19 protein-coding genes are annotated in these 20,683 nt (G+C 42.3%); 17 read left to right on the forward strand and 2 right to left on the reverse strand.

Annotation, left to right across the window (positions count from 1 at the left end; genetic code table 11):
* The first annotated feature begins 1 nt into the window (after position 1).
* From leuB to yihA, 9 genes are all read left to right on the forward strand, one after another.
* Positions 2-1,111 carry a 3-isopropylmalate dehydrogenase gene (gene leuB, locus K1I43_RS04195; RefSeq protein ID WP_019416755.1) on the forward strand — a complete coding sequence of 370 codons (1,110 nt, stop codon included), beginning with the start codon at positions 2-4 and terminating at the stop codon, positions 1,109-1,111.
* 11 nt (positions 1,112-1,122) lie between these two features.
* Complete coding sequence (leuC, locus tag K1I43_RS04200) at positions 1,123-2,538, forward strand: 3-isopropylmalate dehydratase large subunit (protein WP_019416756.1); 1,416 nt, start codon at positions 1,123-1,125, stop codon at positions 2,536-2,538.
* Between the two features lie 12 nt (positions 2,539-2,550).
* Positions 2,551-3,135: a 3-isopropylmalate dehydratase small subunit gene (leuD, locus tag K1I43_RS04205; protein WP_009361773.1), complete on the forward strand. Its 585-nt coding sequence runs from the start codon at positions 2,551-2,553 to the stop codon at positions 3,133-3,135.
* Positions 3,136-3,218: 83 nt separating this feature from the next.
* The gene (locus K1I43_RS04210) at positions 3,219-4,139 is read left to right on the forward strand and encodes a DUF3196 family protein (protein ID WP_019416757.1); all 921 of its coding nucleotides are present in this window, start codon (positions 3,219-3,221) and stop codon (positions 4,137-4,139) included.
* Between the two features lie 101 nt (positions 4,140-4,240).
* Positions 4,241-5,527: a trigger factor gene (gene tig, locus K1I43_RS04215; RefSeq protein WP_019416758.1), complete on the forward strand. Its 1,287-nt coding sequence runs from the start codon at positions 4,241-4,243 to the stop codon at positions 5,525-5,527.
* Between the two features lie 196 nt (positions 5,528-5,723).
* Entirely contained in the window at positions 5,724-6,986 is a 1,263-nt protein-coding gene (clpX, locus tag K1I43_RS04220) for an ATP-dependent protease ATP-binding subunit ClpX (RefSeq protein WP_009361770.1), read from the forward strand.
* A 107-nt stretch (positions 6,987-7,093) separates the two neighbouring features.
* Positions 7,094-8,752: an ATP-dependent protease LonB gene (lonB, locus tag K1I43_RS04225; RefSeq protein WP_026011512.1), complete on the forward strand. Its 1,659-nt coding sequence runs from the start codon at positions 7,094-7,096 to the stop codon at positions 8,750-8,752.
* A gap of 113 nt (positions 8,753-8,865) precedes the next feature.
* The gene (gene lon, locus K1I43_RS04230) at positions 8,866-11,190 is read left to right on the forward strand and encodes an endopeptidase La (RefSeq protein WP_009361768.1); all 2,325 of its coding nucleotides are present in this window, start codon (positions 8,866-8,868) and stop codon (positions 11,188-11,190) included.
* Complete coding sequence (gene yihA / locus K1I43_RS04235; RefSeq protein WP_019416760.1) at positions 11,187-11,768, forward strand: ribosome biogenesis GTP-binding protein YihA/YsxC; 582 nt, start codon at positions 11,187-11,189, stop codon at positions 11,766-11,768. Before lon ends, yihA begins: the two co-directional genes overlap by 4 nt.
* Positions 11,769-11,806: 38 nt before the next feature.
* Here yihA and K1I43_RS04240 read toward each other — a convergent pair whose 3' ends face one another.
* Positions 11,807-12,280 (reverse strand): LiaI-LiaF-like domain-containing protein, encoded by a 474-nt coding sequence (locus K1I43_RS04240; RefSeq protein WP_009361766.1) that lies wholly within the window; start codon positions 12,278-12,280, stop codon positions 11,807-11,809.
* A gap of 176 nt (positions 12,281-12,456) precedes the next feature.
* Between K1I43_RS04240 and hemA the strand changes: the two genes are divergently transcribed.
* The 8 genes from hemA to K1I43_RS04280 all read left to right on the forward strand — a co-directional run bounded on the left by hemA (position 12,457) and on the right by K1I43_RS04280 (position 20,506).
* Positions 12,457-13,791: a glutamyl-tRNA reductase gene (hemA, locus tag K1I43_RS04245; protein WP_019416761.1), complete on the forward strand. Its 1,335-nt coding sequence runs from the start codon at positions 12,457-12,459 to the stop codon at positions 13,789-13,791.
* A 12-nt stretch (positions 13,792-13,803) separates the two neighbouring features.
* Positions 13,804-14,619, forward strand: coding sequence for a cytochrome C assembly family protein (locus K1I43_RS04250; protein WP_019416762.1), 816 nt, complete (start codon positions 13,804-13,806; stop codon positions 14,617-14,619).
* 22 nt (positions 14,620-14,641) lie between these two features.
* Positions 14,642-15,568 carry a hydroxymethylbilane synthase gene (gene hemC / locus K1I43_RS04255; RefSeq protein WP_026011513.1) on the forward strand — a complete coding sequence of 309 codons (927 nt, stop codon included), beginning with the start codon at positions 14,642-14,644 and terminating at the stop codon, positions 15,566-15,568.
* Entirely contained in the window at positions 15,569-16,318 is a 750-nt protein-coding gene (locus K1I43_RS04260) for a uroporphyrinogen-III synthase (protein WP_009361762.1), read from the forward strand.
* On the forward strand, positions 16,311-17,294 hold the full coding sequence (hemB, locus tag K1I43_RS04265) for a porphobilinogen synthase (RefSeq protein ID WP_026011514.1): 984 nt from the start codon (positions 16,311-16,313) through the stop codon (positions 17,292-17,294). The genes K1I43_RS04260 and hemB overlap by 8 nt, the downstream gene beginning before the upstream one ends.
* Positions 17,294-18,589, forward strand: a complete 1,296-nt coding sequence (hemL, locus tag K1I43_RS04270) for a glutamate-1-semialdehyde 2,1-aminomutase (protein ID WP_026011515.1) — start codon at positions 17,294-17,296, stop codon at positions 18,587-18,589. The genes hemB and hemL overlap by 1 nt, the downstream gene beginning before the upstream one ends.
* A gap of 87 nt (positions 18,590-18,676) precedes the next feature.
* Complete coding sequence (locus K1I43_RS04275; RefSeq protein WP_136260283.1) at positions 18,677-19,582, forward strand: LysM peptidoglycan-binding domain-containing protein; 906 nt, start codon at positions 18,677-18,679, stop codon at positions 19,580-19,582.
* A 15-nt stretch (positions 19,583-19,597) separates the two neighbouring features.
* Positions 19,598-20,506, forward strand: a complete 909-nt coding sequence (locus K1I43_RS04280; protein ID WP_020424504.1) for a protein kinase family protein — start codon at positions 19,598-19,600, stop codon at positions 20,504-20,506.
* Here the strand turns inward: K1I43_RS04280 and K1I43_RS04285 are convergent.
* Positions 20,491-20,682 carry a hypothetical protein gene (locus K1I43_RS04285; RefSeq protein WP_009361757.1) on the reverse strand — a complete coding sequence of 64 codons (192 nt, stop codon included), beginning with the start codon at positions 20,680-20,682 and terminating at the stop codon, positions 20,491-20,493. The genes K1I43_RS04280 and K1I43_RS04285 overlap by 16 nt on opposite strands.
* Between the last annotated feature and the right edge of the window lies 1 nt (position 20,683).

Genomic DNA, 20,683 nt, shown 5'->3' on the forward strand with positions numbered 1-20,683 from the left:
TATGTATCGTATCGCTGTGTTACCTGGGGATGGCATTGGAAAAGAAGTGACAAAAGGAGCGGTAAAAGTTTTGCAAGCGATTGGTGTTCGTTTCGGACATACGTTTCATTTTTCATACGGTTTGATCGGTGGAGAAGCGATTGACCGTGAAGGAACTCCGCTTCCAGAACAAACGCTTCAAATGTGTAAACAAAGCGATGCGGTATTGCTTGGTGCTGTTGGTGGACCGAAATGGGACAGTCATCCGCCGCACGTTCGTCCCGAAAGAGGACTGTTGCAAATTCGGAAAGAAATGAACTTGTTTGCAAATATTCGTCCGGTGACGTTTTATAACAGCTTATCAGCTTCTTCACCATTAAAACCACATGTGATTGAAGGAGCCGACTTTGTTATCGTTCGGGAGTTAGTCGGAGGTTTATATTTCGGAAAACCGAGTGAACGACGTGTGGAAAAAGGAGAAGAAACGGTTGTTGATACGTTGTTTTATAAACGAGCAGAAATCGAGCGCATCATCACGTTTGCTTTTACTCTTGCACAAAAGCGGAAGAAAAAAGTCACCTCTGTTGATAAAGCGAATGTGTTAGAGTCAAGTCGCATGTGGCGGGAAGTAGCTGAACAAGTCGCTAAGCGTTTTCCGGACGTTCAACTTGAACATATGCTTGTCGATAATGCGGCTATGCAGCTCGTTCGTTCGCCAAAACAGTTCGATGTGATTGTCACAGAAAATATGTTTGGCGATATTTTAAGCGATGAAGCATCGATGTTAACAGGATCGCTCGGCATGCTTCCGTCGGCAAGCTTGTCTGTTGACGGACCTGCATTATACGAACCGATTCACGGTTCGGCTCCAGACATTGCTGGACAAAATAAAGCGAATCCGCTTGCAACGATTTTATCAGCAGCGATGATGCTTCGCTTATCGTTCGGATTGACAGAAGAGGCCGATGTCATCGAGCGAGTTGTTAAGCAGGTGTTGGATGCGGGATATCGTACCGCAGACATTGCCCAACAAGGTGATTGTGTATTATCGACGACAGCAATGGTCGAAAAAGTAAAAGATGCCATTTTAGATGATGTAGCGATTGAACGAATTATGCAAGTATATGTGTAGGAGGGATTGAGGTGGCGCCAAAGACGATTATTGAAAAAATTTGGGATGAGCACGTTGTGTACCGTGAAGATGGGAAGCCAGATTTATTATACATTGACTTACATCTCGTTCATGAAGTGACATCGCCGCAAGCGTTTGAAGGATTGCGGCAAAAAGGAAGAAAAGTGCGCCGCCCAGATTTAACGTTTGCGACGATGGATCATAACGTTCCAACGATCAATCGATTCGTCGTTGAAGATGAAGTGGCAAGAAATCAAATGACGGCATTGGAGCGGAACTGTCGTGAGTTCGGCGTTCCGCTTGCCGATTTAAACAGTCCAGAACAAGGCATTGTACATGTTATCGGTCCGGAACTTGGATTGACGCAACCGGGAAAAACAATCGTGTGCGGGGATAGTCATACGTCAACACATGGCGCTTTTGGAGCGTTAGCGTTCGGAATCGGCACGAGTGAAGTCGAACATGTGTTGGCGACGCAAACGTTATGGCAACACCGCCCGAAAACGATGCAAGTGAACGTCACAGGTGCATTGGCACCGGGTGTATCAGCAAAAGACGTCATTTTAGCGATTATCGGAAAGTTTGGTGTTGATTTCGGAACGGGGTATGTGCTTGAGTTTACAGGCGATGTTATTCGTCGTTTGTCGATGGAAGAGCGGATGACGATTTGTAACATGTCGATTGAAGCAGGCGCGCGCGCAGGGTTAATTGCTCCGGATGATGTAACGTTTGCATATTTGCGCGGGCGAAAATATGTTCCAAAAGGAGAAGCGTTTGAACAGGCCGTTGAAAAGTGGAAACAGTTATGCACAGATGAAGGAGCGGTATATGACCGTGTTATTCATATGGATGGAAGTGACATCGCTCCAACCGTTACATGGGGGACAACGCCTGCGATGAGTTCTCCAATTGATGGAACCGTCCCTTATCCAGAAGAGTTTGCAACCGAAACGGAGAGAAAGGCAGTTCAGTTAGCCTTGCAGTATATGGGACTAAAGCCAGGAACGAAAATGACGGATATTGCTGTTCAACATGTGTTTATCGGATCGTGTACGAATTCACGCATCAGCGATTTAAGAGAAGCGGCACAAATCGTGAAAGGAAAAAAAGTCGCACCGGGTGTAAGGGCGCTCGTCGTTCCGGGCTCACAACAAGTGAAAAAACAAGCGGAAGAAGAAGGCATTGCTCAAATGTTTATTGATGCAGGTTTTGAATGGCGCGATTCCGGCTGTAGCATGTGTCTTGGTATGAACCCAGATACTGTGCCAGCAGGAGAACATTGTGCTTCAACGTCAAATCGCAATTTTGAAGGACGGCAAGGAAAAGGGGCACGTACGCATCTCGTTAGTCCAGCGATGGCAGCTGCGGCGGCAATTTATGGACATTTTGTTGATGTGCGCACATTGTATAAAGAAGCGGTACGATAGGAGGGAGACGCGTTGGAACCATTCATTATTCATAAAGGAAAAGTCGCTGGTTTAGATCGTGCCAATGTGGATACGGATCAAATTATTCCGAAACAATTTTTAAAACGAATTGAGCGCACAGGATTTGGCCAATTTCTTTTTTATGATTGGCGCTATCTTCCAGACGGGACACCAAACCCGCATTTTGAGTTAAATCGCCCTGAAAACGAAGGAGCAACGATTTTAGTGGCAAATGAAAATTTTGGTTGCGGTTCATCGCGCGAACATGCGCCTTGGGCGCTTGCTGATTACGGGTTTCGTGCTGTCATTGCTCCTTCCTTTGCGGATATTTTTTATAACAACTGTTTAAAAAATAGTTTACTTCCAATTAAACTTTCAAAAGAAGATGTCGTGTATTTATTAAAACAAGCGGAGCGGTCAGATTATGAGCTGACTATTTCCCTTGAACAACAAGTCGTTTTTGATGACGAAGGATTTACAAGCGCGTTTGATATTGACCCGTATCGAAAACAGCTTCTTTTAAAAGGTTGGGACGAAATCGACTTAACGTTCGTTTATGAACCATATATTATCGCCTATGAAAAAGCACGCTCTTGACGATTCGTCGAGGGCGTTTTTCGTTGAGTTTGGTCAAAAACATTGTTAAACTAAAAGGCAAATGTAAGCGAAGGTGAACGAATATGAAAAAACGAAAAGTCGTTCCGCATCCATATGTAAAAGAACGGTTGTTAACAGAAGGGATGAATGCGTTAAAAGAAAAGCGATATAAAGAAGCGTATACGTACTTGACACAATTGAAAGAGCTGCAACTTCACGATGATGATGTAGAAATGGCACTTGTCGTCTGTTTATTTGAAATGGGACATGTAGAAGAGGCAAAAGAAAGATGTGAGCAACTGTTAGAGCGCGGCAGAGGGGATTGGACGGTATACATCTCTATGCTCGTCCATTTACAACAATACGATGAAGTTGTCGCAGTCATTCATAAACTTCAGCGAAAAGGAATGGATTGCACACCGTTTTTACCGCTTTTACAGTTTAGTGAAAAAATGATTCGGTCTCAGCACGAACAACGCTCAAAACAATACGAATCGATTTTCGAAAGCGATCAATGGACGAAACAACTACGCACCCTTCACCAATTAGATGTGCGCACCGTTCCACACCTTGTTTCTATTTTTGCTCGCTATTTACATGATGAAATGAAACATCCAATTGTAAAAACGACGATGTTACACATGTTAAGGAAAGAACAAGTGACGGAGCCGATGACCGTAAAAAAATTTGGGCAAACGATGACGGTCGTTCCAGCTGAGCTCGATGAACAACAACAAAAGCATTGGATAGAACAAGTGCTTGATATCATCGAACAAACGTGGGCGACACAAAATCCAACGATGTATGAATGGTGTGAACAAATATGGCTTCGTTACATGTTTGTGACATACCCGTTTCTTCCAGCAGGTTCCGCACAACAATGGGCAAATGCGTTATACACATATGTTGAGCAATGTGAAACGGGACAAACGGTATGGACAAATCCGCTCGTTGCCAAACTTTATGAAGCAGAAAAATTGTGGCTCTCTGTTGAAAGTATATAATTGTATGGTATAATATAGTGGTTGTATTACACATAAAACCGTGTATGCCTACATATATGTAGTTCATTTACATGAATTTTTGAAGTTGGAGGGAAATAAGCATGTCGGCGAAATGGGAAAAACTCGAAGGCAATCAAGGCGTTCTTACAGTAGAAGTAGACGCTGAAAAAGTGAACGAAGGATTAGATGAAGCGTTTAAAAAAGTAGTGAAAAAAGTACAAATTCCAGGATTCCGTAAAGGAAAAATTCCTCGCTCTTTATTTGAAAAACGTTTCGGCGTTGAATCTTTATACGCAGATGCGTTAGATATTTTATTGCCAGAGGCATACGCAAAAGCTGTTGAAGAAACAGGCATTGAGCCAGTCGATCGTCCAGAAATCGACGTGGAGCAAATGGAAAAAGGAAAAAGCTTGATTTTCACTGCAAAAGTGACTGTGAAGCCAGAAGTGACGCTTGGTCAATACAAAGGGCTTGAAGTAGAGAAATTAGATGATACAGTAACTGACGAAGACGTCGAACAAGAATTAAAACGTTTGCAAGAGCGTCATGCAGAGCTCGTTGTGAAAGAAGAAGGAACAGTAGAAAACGGTGATACAGTCGTCATCGATTTCGAAGGGTTCGTTGATGGCGAAGCGTTTGAAGGCGGAAAAGCAGAAAACTATTCTCTTGTGATCGGTTCAGGTACATTCATCCCAGGATTTGAAGAGCAATTAATTGGCATGACAGCTGGGGAAGAAAAAGACATTGAAGTGACGTTCCCAGAAGAATATCATGCAGAGCAATTAGCTGGTAAACCAGCTGTGTTCAAAATTAAATTGCACGAAATTAAAACAAAACAACTTCCTGCGCTTGATGATGAGTTTGCGAAAGACGTAGATGAAGAAGTAGAAACATTAGACGCGCTAAAAGAAAAAATTAAAGAGCGTTTAACAAAAGAGAAAAAAGAAGAAGCAGAAGCGGCACTTCGCGATGCAGTTGTTCAAAAAGCAACAGAAAACGCACAAATGGAAATCCCAGAAGTGATGGTGAAAAACGAAACAGACCGCATGATTCGCGAGTTTGAGCAACGTTTACAAATGCAAGGGTTAAACCTTGACTTATACTATCAATTCTCTGGACAAGATGAAGCGGCACTTCGTGAACAAATGAAAGAAGAAGCAGAAAAACGTGTTCGCGTCACATTGACGCTTGAAGCGATCGTCAAAGCAGAAAACATTGACGTAACAGAAGAAGAAGTAGAGAAAGAACTAGAGGAAATGGCGAACCTTTACAGCTTATCGGTCGATAAGTTAAAAGAGCTTTTAGGTACATTAGATGGCTTAAAAGAAGACTTAAAAATGCGCAAAGCAATCGATTTGCTTGTTGAAAACAGCAAAGTTGTTGCATAATGAGAAGAGAAAGAACAAGGTGCATCACGTGCCTTGTTCTTTCCACATATAGTTGCAGTAATAAAAGTTTTCTAACTTTTCGCGCACATTTGCGTTTTTATTGGCATACTTTTAAAGATTTATGATAAAATGACGAATACATAACGTTTTTTCTTTTTCGTGTACATATGATAGTAGAGAAATAAGGGGTGAAATCATGTTTAAATTTAATGATGAAAAAGGGCAGTTGAAATGCTCGTTTTGCGGCAAAACGCAAGAACAAGTGCGCAAGCTTGTTGCTGGCCCAGGTGTATACATATGCGATGAGTGTATTGAATTGTGTACAGAAATTGTGCAAGAAGAGCTTGGATCGGAAGAAGAAGTGGAGTTCAAAGACGTACCGAAGCCAAAGGAAATTCGCGAAATTTTAGATGAGTACGTCATCGGGCAAGACGAAGCGAAAAAAGCGCTTTCTGTAGCGGTATATAACCATTACAAGCGAATTAATTCAAACAGCAAAATTGATGATGTCGAATTAGCGAAAAGCAATATTTTAATGATTGGGCCGACAGGAAGCGGAAAAACATTACTAGCTCAAACACTTGCTCGCATTTTAAACGTGCCGTTTGCAATTGCTGATGCGACATCGCTAACAGAAGCGGGATATGTTGGAGAAGACGTTGAAAACATTTTATTAAAGCTTATTCAAGCGGCAGATTACGACATTGAACGTGCAGAAAAAGGAATTATTTATATCGATGAAATCGATAAAATTGCGCGCAAATCAGAAAACCCTTCCATTACGCGCGACGTATCGGGAGAAGGTGTGCAACAAGCGTTATTGAAAATTTTGGAAGGAACAATTGCGAGCGTGCCTCCACAAGGCGGACGAAAACATCCGCATCAAGAGTTCATTCAAATTGATACAACGAACATTTTATTCATTTGTGGTGGGGCGTTTGATGGTTTAGAACCAATTATTAAACGTCGTCTCGGGAAAAAAGTGATCGGCTTTAGCTCAGATGTACAGGCGGAAGTTGAAGAAAAAGATTTGCTGTCGAAAGTGTTGCCAGAAGACTTATTAAAATTCGGATTAATTCCAGAGTTTGTTGGACGTCTTCCGGTTATTACGAGCTTACAACCGCTCGATGAAGATGCGCTTGTTGATATTTTAGTGAAGCCGAAAAATGCCCTTGTCAAGCAATATGAAAAAATGCTCGAACTGGACGATGTCGAGCTTGAATTTGAAGAAGAAGCACTTCGTGAAATTGCAAAACGTGCGATTGAGCGAAAAACAGGAGCGCGCGGTCTACGCTCTATTATTGAAGGGATTATGCTTGACGTCATGTTTGAATTACCGTCGCGTGAAGATGTGAAAAAATGCGTCATTACGGCAGAGACGGTACGCGGAGAAAAAGCGCCGCTTCTCATTTTACACGACGGAACGGTTGTTGAGTACGAACGAAAAACATCAGCGTAAATGAAAAAAAGGTCGATTTTCCAAATCGGAAAGTCGATCTTTTTTTGTTTATTTCCTTCTTTGCTCGGAGATACTATGCGTACAATACATATGCAGGAGGAACGGCCATGAATTGGACAAACATTGCGCTGCTTATTCAGTTGTTTTTCGGGATTATTATCGGCCTCTACTTTTTAAATTTATTAAAAAGTCAACGCACACAAAAAATTTCAATTGATAAAGAAGCACGAAAAGAGATGGAACAACTTCGAAAAATGCGTTCCATTTCATTAACAGAACCACTTGCTGAAAAAGTGCGTCCAAAAACGTTTGATGATATTGTCGGCCAAGAAGATGGAATGAAAGCATTAAAAGCGGCATTATGTGGACCGAATCCACAACATGTCATTATTTACGGCCCACCTGGTGTCGGAAAAACAGCAGCTGCCCGCCTCGTATTAGAAGAAGCGAAAAAAAATCCACTATCTCCATTTCGAAAAGATGCTGTATTTATTGAATTAGATGCAACGACTGCTCGATTTGATGAGCGCGGTATTGCTGATCCGCTTATCGGTTCTGTACACGATCCGATTTATCAAGGAGCAGGAGCGATGGGACAAGCCGGTATTCCGCAACCAAAACAAGGAGCAGTAACGAATGCTCACGGTGGGGTGTTATTTATTGATGAAATTGGCGAGTTGCATCCGATTCAAATGAACAAGCTGTTAAAAGTGTTAGAAGACCGTAAAGTGTTTTTTGAAAGCGCATATTATAGCGAAGAAAATCCGAATATTCCAAACCACATTCACGACATTTTTCAAAACGGATTGCCAGCTGATTTTCGACTTGTTGGTGCCACGACACGAACGCCAAATGAAATTCCGCCAGCCATTCGCTCGCGCTGTATGGAAGTATTTTTTAGGGAGTTAGAGCAAGAAGAAATCGCCCAAATTGTGAAAAAGGCCGCTGAAAAAGTAAACCTTCCAATTGAGGAACAAGCAGTTGATGAGCTTGCGATGTATGCTCGGAATGGACGAGAAGCGGTCAATACGCTACAAATTGCAGCGGGAATCGTCATTTCGGAGAAACGGTCTAAAATTTTGCGTCAAGATATTGAATGGGTGATTCAATCGAGCCAACTATCACCGCGATATGAGAAAAAAGTAGGGCAAGAAGCAAAAGTCGGATTAGTAAACGGATTAGCAGTTTATGGGCCAAATAGCGGAGCACTATTAGAAATTGAAGTTGCGGTATTGCCGACAAAAGAAAAGGGAACGATCAATATGACCGGCATTGTCGAAGAGGAGCAAATTGGCGGACAAGGAAAGTCGATTCGGCGAAAAAGTATGGCTCGTGGCTCGATAGAAAACGTCATTACTGTTTTACGTACACTTGGTGTTCCTGCGGATCAATATGATATTCACGTTAACTTTCCGGGCGGTGTTCCGATTGATGGTCCTTCGGCTGGTGTTGCGATGGCGATCGGTATTTACTCCGCGATTTATCGTTTACCGATTGATCCAACCGTAGCGATGACTGGAGAAATCGGTGTACATGGAAACGTGAAGCCTGTTGGCGGCATTTTTCCGAAAGTAAAGGCAGCCAAGCAAGCTGGAGCGAAAACGGTCATTATTCCGCGCGGCAATATGCAGTCGATTTTAAGACAAGTGACAGACATTGAAATTGTTCCTGTTGATCATATTAGTGATGTTCTTTCCTTTTTATTTCACGAACATGTTCGTTCTGTTCCGATGCGTCATCATTTACCAAAAACAGAACGAATGTGAGAGTCATCGGCTTCAACGGAGCGTTGAAGTCGATTTTTTACGATGAAAGATTTTACAAACGCTATAATGTACTATACAATAGGGCAATAGAAGTATGATGGAGGTGCGGGGCTGTGGCGAGAAAGAAAAATAAAGTCATTCCACTCTTGCCGTTAAGAGGATTACTTGTGTTTCCAACGACAGTGTTGCATTTAGACGTTGGGCGGGAAAAATCAGTACAAGCGTTGGAAAAAGCGATGGTGGAAGAAAATCTCGTGTTGTTAACGTCACAAAAAGATGTACAAATTGATGATCCAGAGCTTGAAGATGTATACGAGATGGGGACGATTGCACGAGTGAAGCAATTGTTAAAGCTCCCGAACGGAACGTTTCGTGTGTTAGTGGAAGGGGTATCGCGTGGAAAAGTAGTCAAGTGGGTAAGTGAAGAGCCGTGCTATGTCGTGCAAGTGGAACCGTTTGTTGATAACGAAAAGGAAGATATAGAGTTTGAAGCGTTGCGTCGAACAATGCTCGAATATTTTGAGCAGTACATAAAGCTATCTAAAAAATTGTCCGCAGATATTTATACGTCTGTCATGGACATTCAGCAAGCGGGACGAATGGCCGATATTATCGCTTCCCATTTGCCGTTAAAGCTTGAAGAAAAACAACGGTTGCTTGAGGCGGTGGATGTGAAAGAACGCGTCCATCAAATCATTCAAATTCTTCATAATGAAAAAGAAATTTTACATTTAGAAAAACGAATTAGCCAGCGTGTGAAGCAATCAATGGAGCGAACGCAAAAAGAATATTATTTGCGCGAACAAATGAAGGCGATTCAAAAAGAGCTCGGTGAAAAGGAAGGAAAAGCGGGCGAAATCGATTTGTTGCGCGAAAAAATTGAACAAGCAGGGATGCCAGAACATGTGAAAGCCACTGCGCTAAAAGAATTAGAGCGTTATGAAAAAGTGCCAGCTGCCTCTGCTGAAAGCGGGGTTATTCGCAACTATTTAGATTGGTTGCTTGCGTTGCCATGGACGAAACAAACAGAAGATATTCACGATATTCATCGGGCGGAAAAAATTTTAAACGAGGAGCATTATGGGCTTGAAACAGTAAAAGAGCGCGTGTTGGAATATTTAGCTGTTCAACAATTAACCAATTCATTACGTGGACCGATTCTTTGTTTAGTTGGGCCACCGGGTGTTGGGAAAACATCGCTTGCTCGTTCCATTGCGAAAACGTTAAATCGACATTTCGTTCGCATTTCGCTCGGTGGAGTGCGTGATGAATCGGAAATTCGCGGTCATCGTCGCACGTACGTGGGTGCTTTGCCAGGTCGGATTATTCAAGGAATGAAAAAAGCGGGAACGATTAACCCTGTATTTTTGCTTGATGAAATTGATAAAATGTCAAGCGATTTTCGCGGTGATCCGTCTGCGGCGTTATTGGAAGTATTGGACCCAGAACAAAACCATTCGTTTAGCGATCATTACATTGAGGAGCCGTACGATTTATCAAAAGTCATGTTTATTGCGACAGCGAATACGCTCGCAACAATCCCGCGTCCATTATTAGATCGCATGGAAGTTATTACAATTCCAAGTTATACAGAAATTGAAAAGTTGCACATTGCAAAAGAACATTTATTGCCAAAACAAATGGAAGCGCACGGATTACAAAAACGAATGCTTCATATGCGCGATGATGCGATCATGCAAGTCATTCGTTATTATACGCGTGAAGCAGGTGTGCGCAACTTAGAACGTCAGCTCGCTTCCATTTGCCGCAAAGCAGCGAAAACAATCGTATCAGAAGGGCGAAAACGAATTGTTATTACAGAAAAAAATGTGAGCGAGTTTTTAGGAAAACCGAAATATCATTACGGACAGGCGGAGAGCGAAGACCAAGTCGGCGTAGCGACAGGGCTTGCATATACGGCAGCTGGTGGAGATACGCTAGCGATTGAAGTATCGATTGCTCCTGGAAAAGGAAAATTGACGCTTACCGGTCAATTAGGCGATGTGATGAAAGAATCTGCCCAAGCAGCATTTACATACATTCGCTCGAAAGCAAAACAATTAGGCATTGATCCAGAGTTTCATGAAAAACTAGACATTCACATTCACGTGCCAGAAGGGGCGGTACCAAAAGACGGTCCATCTGCAGGGATTACGATGGCAACAGCGCTGATTTCTGCTTTGACAGGGAAACCGGTCAGCCGCTTTGTCGGCATGACGGGAGAAATTACGTTGCGCGGTCGTGTACTTGCCATTGGCGGTGTCAAAGAAAAAGTATTAAGCGCTCATCGCGCCGGATTAAAGAAAGTCATTTTACCGAAAGAAAACGAAAAAGATTTAGAAGATATTCCAGAGATCGTAAAAAAACAATTGCAGTTTGTTCTCGTTTCACATATTGATGATGTACTTGAACATGCTTTGGTAGGTGGAGAAAAATGAAAATTACAAACGTAGAAATGGTCATTAGCGCTGTGAAGCCAGAACAATACCCAGCAGGCCAACTCCCTGAGTTTGCGCTTGCTGGGCGCTCCAATGTCGGAAAATCATCATTTATTAACAAAATGATTAACCGAAAAAATTTTGCGCGCACATCATCTAAACCGGGGAAAACACAAACATTAAACTTTTATCGAATTAATGATGCGTTATACTTCGTCGACGTACCGGGATATGGATTTGCGAAAGTATCAAAAACAGAACGGGAAGCGTGGGGAAAAATGATTGAAACGTATTTTACGACGCGCGAACAATTGAAAGCAGCGTTGTTGATCGTTGATTTGCGTCATCCCCCGACGAAAGATGATGTGATGATGTATGAATTTTTAAAGCATTACAACATTCCAACGCTCGTCATTGCGACGAAAGCGGATAAAATTCCGCGCGGGAAATGGCAGCAACATGTGAAGGTCGTTAAAGAAACATTGCGCCTTATTCCAGATGACGAACTCATTATTTTTTCTGCAGAGACAGGTCAAGGGAAAGATGAAGCATGGGGTGCGTTACAAAAATGGATATAAATAAAAAATGTGGGTGAGTGACCCACATTTTTGTATATTTACCCCTTTTTTACGAACAATAAGTACAATCCGAGCAAAACGAATGCGATCGGCCAAATGTGGATGAGTGAATCAAATGTCACGGACGTAAACACTTGCTGAAGCCGATGTGAAAATAAAAAAATAATGGATAGCGTAAATAATAAAATGGTAGGAAGCAATGCTTGCTTTGTTTTTACGTATTGTAACAACAACCCGAGTGCGATAATGAACGTCAATGCGCTTATATCATCTGGCCACGCTGAAAGGCGTGAAGCGAGATGAAAATGAATGCCGATCCCAGTAAACGCCACACCGGACAAAATAGCGGAGTAGTCTTTTCCGATATACGCTTGGCCTAAAAAAGCGATGCCGATCATGAACAGCAACGTTGGCCACGTATGGAAAGAAGGAAAAAGTGAAAATCGCTCTAGTAAAAAGTACGTTCCAAAACCGATTAAAATAATGCCAGAAAAAATACCACGTTTTTTCATTGAAAATCCCCCAATTCCGTGCGACACTTAAAACAGCACCTGTTCACTAGTTTACTAAATGAACAGCATTTAAGAAAGATCGAAAGTTGTCAAATTGTATTCACACTTTATAAGGAAAAAACAAAATAGACGTGCTATAATGAAATGAGATGACTTTAAAATTCGGGGTGATGGGAATGTATGTCGTCGTTGTCAGCGTAAACTATCGTACAGCCCCTGTCGAAATTCGTGAGAAATTGACGTTTAATCAAACGGAACTTGCTGAAGCGATGAAAGCGCTACAAAAGCAAAAAAGTATGTTAGAAAACGTCATCGTCTCGACATGTAACCGCACAGAAATTTATGCGGTTGTCGATCAACTAAACACAGGGCGTTATTATATAAAAACATTTTTAGCGGATTGGTTTGGGCTTGATAAAGAACAAATCGTTCCGTATTTACGTATTTATGAGGAACGTGAAGCGATTGAACATTTGTTCCGCGTCGCTTGCGGTCTTGATTCCATGATCTTAGGAGAAACGCAAATTCTTGGGCAAGTGCGCACAAGTTTCCTTTTAGCGCAACAAGAAAACACAATAGGCACGGTGTTTAAACAGCTATTTAAACAAGCGATTACATTAGCGAAGCGTGCACATGCCGAAACAGAAATTGGTGCAAATGCGGTTTCTGTTAGCTATGCAGCTGTCGAGCTTGCGAAAAAAATTTTTGGCGATTTGAAAAATAAACATGTGCTCGTTTTAGGTGCGGGAAAAATGGGAGAATTGGCGTTGCAAAACTTGTACGGAAGCGGCGTCAAACGCGTAACAGTGGTGAATCGCACGTTTGAAAAAGCGCAGCAACTTGCGGAACGATTTAACGGGGATGCCAAGCCGTTATCTCAATTGCAATGTGCGTTGCTAGAAGCGGATATTTTAATTAGTTCGACGGGCGCAAAGCAATACGTCATCACAAAAGAAACGATGGCAGTAATTGAAAAAATGCGCAAAGGTCGTCCATTTTTTATGATTGATATTGCTGTACCACGCGATTTAGATCCTGCGCTTGCTGAGTTAGATAGCATCTTTTTATATGACATTGACGACTTGCAAGATATTGTTGAAGCAAACTTGGCGGAGCGAAAAAAGGCAGCAGAGGAAATTGAACGCATGATTGCTGAGGAAATGGACGAGTTTCAACAATGGTTGCATATGCTCGGTGTCGTTCCTATTATTGCAGCTTTACGCGAAAAGGCGATGCTCATTCAAGAAGAAACGATGAAAAGTTTAGAGAGAAAATTGCCACATTTATCGGAACGAGATAAAAAAGTATTAAACAAACATACAAAAAGCATCGTCAATCAATTGTTGCGTGACCCGATTTTGCGCGCAAAAGAATTGGCTGCAGAGGACAATGCAGAAGAAGCGCTTCAGTTGTTTATGAAAATTTTCAATATTGAACAACAAGTGAAGCAGCAACAAAAAGAGATGAGCTGTGTTCACGAGCGAGCAACAGAACCATCTTTTCAATCGTAAGGAAGATCATATATGTTTGACATGACGAGATGGTATGAACTCTCGCTTCTTTTACATGCATCGTCCGTTTTGTTTTATTTTATTGATTTTCTTCACCACAACCGGAAGGCAAACCGTATTGCTTTCGGGTTGCTTTCTATTGTTTGGGGGATGCAAACATTTTTCTTTTTTGCGAGAATGGTCGAAACAGGAAGATTTCCTGTTTTAACGCTTGCGGAGGGGCTGTCGTTTTACGCATGGCTGCTTATTACGTTATCGCTTGCGATTAACGGATGGCTGCGCGTTGATTTCCTCGTCTTTTTTACAAACGTATTAGCGTTTTTTATTCTTTCGTTGCATACGTTCGCACCGACGCCGTACACTGTTGGCATTGCTGAACAGCTCATGTCAGAGCTATTGTTTATTCATATTACGATGGCCATTTTATCGTACGGAGCATTTTCGATTTCATTTATGTTTTCGCTTTTATATTTGCTTCAATATGAGCTATTAAAGAAAAAAAAATGGGGAAAACGGTTATGGCGACTCGGCGACTTAGCGAAGCTTGACGATCTTTCCTATGTGTTAAATGGCGTCGGTGTACCAGTTTTATTATTAAGTTTAATTTTAGGTATGGTTTGGGCATACATGAAAGTAGATCATTTCGTTTTATATGACGCAAAAGTGCTCGGTTCGTTTACTGTATTTGCAACATACAGTTTTTATTTATATAAGCGAGCTGTCAAAGGAATACAAGGAAAAGAAATGGCGCTTTGGAATATCGGATCGTTTCTTATTTTGCTTATTAATTTCTTTTTGTTTGGCACGTTATCACAATTTCACTTTTAGCGACTGTTGGAGGAAAAGCATGATGAGAAAAATCATTGTTGGTTCGCGCCGAAGCAAGTTAGCGTTAACTCAGACGAATTGGGTCATCGAGCAACTGAAACAGCTCGGTGCGCCATTTGAGTTTGAAGTAAAAGAAATTGTCACAAAAGGCGATCAAATTTTACATGTGACGTTATCGAAAGTCGGAGGCAAAGGGTTGTTTGTAAAAGAAATTGAACAAGCGATGCTAGATCGCGAAATTGATTTTGCAGTTCATAGTATGAAAGATATGCCCGCTGTTTTACCTGACGGATTAATGATCGGATGTGTACCGAAGCGTGAAGATCATCGTGATGTACTTATTTCGAAAGGGCATATTCCGTTTGAACAATTGCCGAGTGGGGCGATTGTTGGAACGAGCAGTTTACGCCGCTCGGCACAACTGTTAGCCGTTCGCCCAGACTTGAAAATCCAATGGATTCGCGGCAATATTGACACTCGTTTATCCAAGCTACAAACAGATGAGTACGATGCGATCATATTGGCAGCTGCTGGTTTGCATCGCATGGGCTGGGCGAAAGAAGTAGTGACACAATATTTACCGACCGACATATGTGTCCCAGCCGTTGGCCAAGGAGCATTGGCCATTGAATGTCGGGAAGATGATACAGAACTACTGCAATGGTTAAACAAGCTGACTGACGAGAAAACAGCGCGCGCTGTTCGTGCGGAACGCGCATTTTTACAGCGCATTGAAGGCGGTTGCCAAGTTCCTGTAGCTGGATACGCATCCGTTGATGGAGATGTCGTCGTCCTGACAGCGCTTGTTGCAACGCCGAATGGAACAGAAGTATTAAAAGAAGTTGTGCGAGGAACAGAGCCAGAAGAAGTAGGCATAGAAGCGGCACAACGATTAATTGAACGAGGAGCGAAACAGCTAATTGAACGTGTATTAAAGGAGCTGGGATAAATGCTTCGGGGGAAACGGGTGCTTGTGACGCGCGAGAAAGCGCAAGCAAAAGCGTTATCGCAAACGTTAGAACGATACGGTGCAATTCCTGTGGAACTGCCGCTCATTCGCATCGTATGCGCGAAACAGACGGATCAGCAATTGTTGCACAAGTGGCATACGTTTGATTGGATCGTATTTACAAGCCAAAATGGCGTTAAATATTTTTTCGAGCAAATTGGCGAAATGAAGCCACCGACGTGGCCGAAAGTGGCGGTGGTAGGAGAAAAAACAGCGCAAGCATTGCAAAAACGAAACGTCGTTGTTGATTTGATTCCAAACGAGTTTGTTGCTGAAAGTTTGGCCGAAGCGTTAAAGCCGTTGCTTTCAGCGAATGCGCACGTTTTGCTTGTGAAAGGAAACTTAGCGCGCGACACGTTGCGCGAACAATTAAGCAACATAGCGAACGTGACCGATTGGATTGTATACGAAACGACATACAACGAAGAAGCAAAGCCAAAACTCATTCATTTTCTTCAGCAACGAATGATTGATGCGATCACATTTACAAGCTCATCGACGGTACATAGTTTTGCACAAGCGATCGCAGGGGAAAACGTTGACTTGTCTTTCGTCACAATCGCATGTATCGGTCCGATTACGAAACAAACAGCGCTTCAGTTCGGGCTTCCTGTTCACGTTTGCCCACATACATATACAATCGATGAGATGGTTGAACAACTTCACCAATATTTTTCAAGGAGTGAATAATATGCAATTTGCACGTCACCGTCGTTTGCGACAAACGGCCAATTTACGAGCTATGGTACGTGAAACACATCTTCATACGGAAGATTTCATTTATCCGATTTTTGTCATCGAAGGAGAAAAAATAAAAAATGAAGTGCCATCCATGCCTGGTGTATATCAGCAATCGCTTGATTATGCCATTGAAGATGTGCGCGCAGCTGTTGACTTAGGCATTCGTTCTATTATCGTGTTTGGTGTGCCGAATGAAAAAAATGATATTGCTTCGCAAGCATATTGTGAACACGGCATCGTTCAACGTGCTATTCGTGCGATAAAGAATGAGTTTCCTGAACTTGTTGTTATTGCAGATACATGCTTATGTCATTATACGAGCCATGGCCATTGTGGCATCGTAGAAAACGGGACGATTATCAATGACGATACGCTTGAATTGTTAGCGAAAACAGCAGTAAGTCAAGCGAAAGCCGGAGCGGACATCATCGCACCGTCCAATATGATGGACGGGTTTGTGGCAGCGATTCGTCAAGCGTTAGATGAAGAAGGCTTTACATATGTCCCGATCATGTCTTATGCGGTCAAATATGCTTCGGCATTTTACGGACCGTTTCGTGATGCCGCGCATAGCGCACCGCAATTTGGCGATCGTAAAACGTATCAAATGGATCCTGCCAATCGCCTAGAAGCGTTTCGTGAAGCACAAGCAGATGTGAGCGAAGGAGCCGACTTTTTAATGGTGAAACCGGCACTGTCTTATTTAGACATTATTCGCGACTTGAAAAATCATTTCCATTTGCCGATCGTTGCTTACAATGTGAGTGGGGAATATGCGATGGTAAAAGCAGCAGCACAAAATGGTTGGATCGATGAAAAAGCGGTTGTGCTTGAAATGTTAACGAGCATGAAGCGAGCAGGAGCCGACTTAATTTTAACGTATTTTGCGAAAGACGTTGCTCGTTGGTTAAAGGAGGAAAAGTGATGCGTAGCTATGAACGTTCCAAAGCAGCGTATGCTGAAGCAGTGAAACTGATGCCTGGCGGGGTAAATAGCCCGGTGCGCGCATTTAAATCGGTAAAAATGGATCCCATTTTTATGGCGCGTGGAAAAGGATCAAAAATTTACGACATTGATGGCAATGAATATATTGATTACGTTTTATCATGGGGGCCATTGATTTTAGGTCATGCAAACGACCAAGTCGTTGAGGCGTTAAAACGAGTAGCAGAAACAGGAACAAGTTTCGGAGCCCCAACGTTAATCGAAAATGAACTTGCTAAACTTGTGATGGAACGGATGCCGTCTATTGAAATCATTCGTATGGTTAGTTCAGGAACGGAAGCGACGATGAGCGCTCTTCGTTTGGCGCGAGGATATACAGGACGAAATAAAATTGTGAAATTTGAAGGTTGTTATCATGGACATGGGGATTCGCTTTTAATTAAAGCCGGATCAGGTGTCGCGACGCTCGGCTTGCCTGATAGTCCGGGAGTGCCAGAAACGGTTGCTCAACATACGATTACCGTCCCGTATAACGACTTACAAAGCGTGCGTTATGCGTTCGAAAAGTTTGGGGAAGATATCGCAGCTGTCATTGTAGAACCTGTCGCTGGAAACATGGGAGTCGTTCCGCCAGAACCAGGTTTCTTGCAAGGGTTGCGCGATGTGACGAACGAATACGGTGCACTTCTTATTTTTGATGAAGTGATGACAGGTTTCCGTGTAGACTATTATAGCGGTCAAGGCTATTATAGTGTCACTCCTGATTTAACATGTCTTGGAAAAGTCATCGGTGGAGGGCTACCGGTTGGCGCATACGGTGGCCGTGCTGAGATCATGGAGAAAATTGCGCCAAGCGGTCCGATTTATCAAGCAGGCACGTTATCCGGAAATCCGATGGCGATGACAGCAGGTTATGAAACGTTGCGTCAATTAACGCCAGAAACATATGAAACGTTCAAGAAAAAAGCGAATCGATTGGCGGAAGGATTAAGCGAAGCGGCAAAAACATACGGTATTCCACATACGATTAACCAAGCTGGCTCGATGATCGGCATTTTCTTTACAAATGAGCGTGTCATCAATTACGAAACGGCGAAAACATCCGATTTAGACTTGTTTGCTCGCTATTATCAAGAAATGGCGAACGAAGGCATTTTCTTGCCACCATCTCAGTTTGAAGGCATGTTTTTATCGACTGCCCATACGGATGAAGATATTGAAAAGACGATTAAAGCAGCGCGACGTGCGTTTGCGAAAATTAGCGATTGCCTATAAGGCGTCGCTTTTTTTATGCATACTTCTTTTTTCCTTCTCATACTCATAGTAATGTGAAATGACTTGGACGTTGAAGGAGAGATGAGCATGTTGCGTTTTTCAATTGAAGAAGCGATTGCCTTTCGACGTGAACATCACGTTGATCAATTATTATCCATTTCGCTACAACCGACGATTACGATTGAGGAACAAGAAGATTATGTGTACATTCGTGGGGTGCTAGAGTTATCAGGAGAATATACGAACCGAGAAGAAGACGGAGAAGACGATCAACCGTTTGAAGCGGTTCGCTATGTGGAACATGTACGTATAAATGATGAGCAAATTGGCGAGTTTTTGCATCAATTTCCGATCGATGTCACCGTACCGAAAGAGCGAATTGATGACATTGAACAAGTGTATGTGATGATTGAATCGTTCGACTATGATTTAAGAAAAGATGAATTACGTTTAATTGCAGAAGTGGCGATTCATGGTATTCAAATGGATAATGATCGCGAAGATGACGAATGGGAGCCATACAACGTAGACGATTTCGAGCTGTTTGAAGCAGTTGCTCGGGAAGAAGTGTATCAACAGGAAGAAACAGAAGAAGAACAAGGGAGTATCGTCAACGTCCCAACGTTTTATATGTTTCATGAAGAAAATGAACAAGTAGAAGAACCATCTTTTCAACATGAGCAAGTAGAAGATGAACGAGCAGAAGAACAAAAAGAAGAAAAACAATCGTTTCAACTTGAAATGAAAGGGAGAGATACGAACGAAAAACGAAATGAAAACGCCTTGTACTTAACAAAGCTATTCGGCAAAAATGAAGAACAGGCGTTTGCACGTTTGAAAATTTGTATTGTCCAACAAGGTGATTCGTTGGACAAGATTGCCGAGCGATACGATGTCTCTGTTCAACAATTGTTGCGTACAAACCATTTAGAGAGCGGTGCGGATATACACGAAGGCCAGTTGTTATACATTCCAACGCCAAGCAAAGTGTAAAAGGGTTGCATGGCGATGAAAACGGTGCAAAAAGAGAAGAATGTGAAAAAATGGAAAACAATAAAAGGAACATATGCGCTTAAACGAATGAAATCTTTAGCACATTGGCAGGCGATCGATCAAGCTCATCGCTTACGCATCCCGCTTGCCATCCCTATTTATGAAACGAAAAAGAGAGATGGACAATGGTACTATATTATGCCATGGTTAAAAGAAAAAACGAATCCAGCGGCATCGTTTTTTCATGATTTGGCACGATGGCATAAACATTCGTTAAAAGAAATACAAACGACAGAAACAGAAATCGAGCGGTATTACGAAGAACGCAAACTTTCCCTTGAGAACGCTAAAAAAACATTGACTCATTATATAGAAACATGTGAAAAACAATGGTATATGTCTCCGTTTCAACTACAATGCTGCACCCATTTTCTTGACGTCATGCGTGCCATTGCATTTTCTGAACATACGTTAAATGAGTGGCGCGAGCGAATGCGGGAGAAAAAGACGGTTCGCATTTGTTATATTCACGGTCGCCCGTCGTTTCAACATTATGTCGAACGAGACGACGGAACATCGTATTTTATTAGCTTTGAACAAGCGCGCTGGGCGCCTCCATTTCATGATTTACTTTTATTTTTCCGACAATATTTGCATACGTATCCGATGATATGTGATGACGCTGTACATTGGCTTTCACAATATGAACAAACATTAGCGCTTGAAGAAGATGAACGACTTTTATTTTTTCATTTACTTGTGGATCCACATCGGTTTGTTCATCTCATTCATCAGTACGAACAACAGCGACATCATCGACAAATGACAGCTACTTGGCAACGAGCGTATTGGCAAATGAAAAACATTGAATATGTCATCGGAAAGTGGGAAGAAAAGAAAGAAACAAATCAAATCCAATCGTAATGTAAAGCGAATGAAAGAAAAATGAAAATAGCGAGTAAAATGACGTCGATTGTTGTTGGAAATAAAATGGTACGGATCGCTTGAACAACAGTAATCGGAATGATGCATTGTTCAGCAATAAAGCGAAGCTTTCTGAGCCACGGTGGCCAAGCGTACGGATTGTAACGTTTACGCATA

This window comes from Anoxybacillus sp. ST70, assembly GCF_019553625.1.
GTDB classification, from domain to species: domain Bacteria; phylum Bacillota; class Bacilli; order Bacillales; family Anoxybacillaceae; genus Anoxybacillus; species Anoxybacillus gonensis.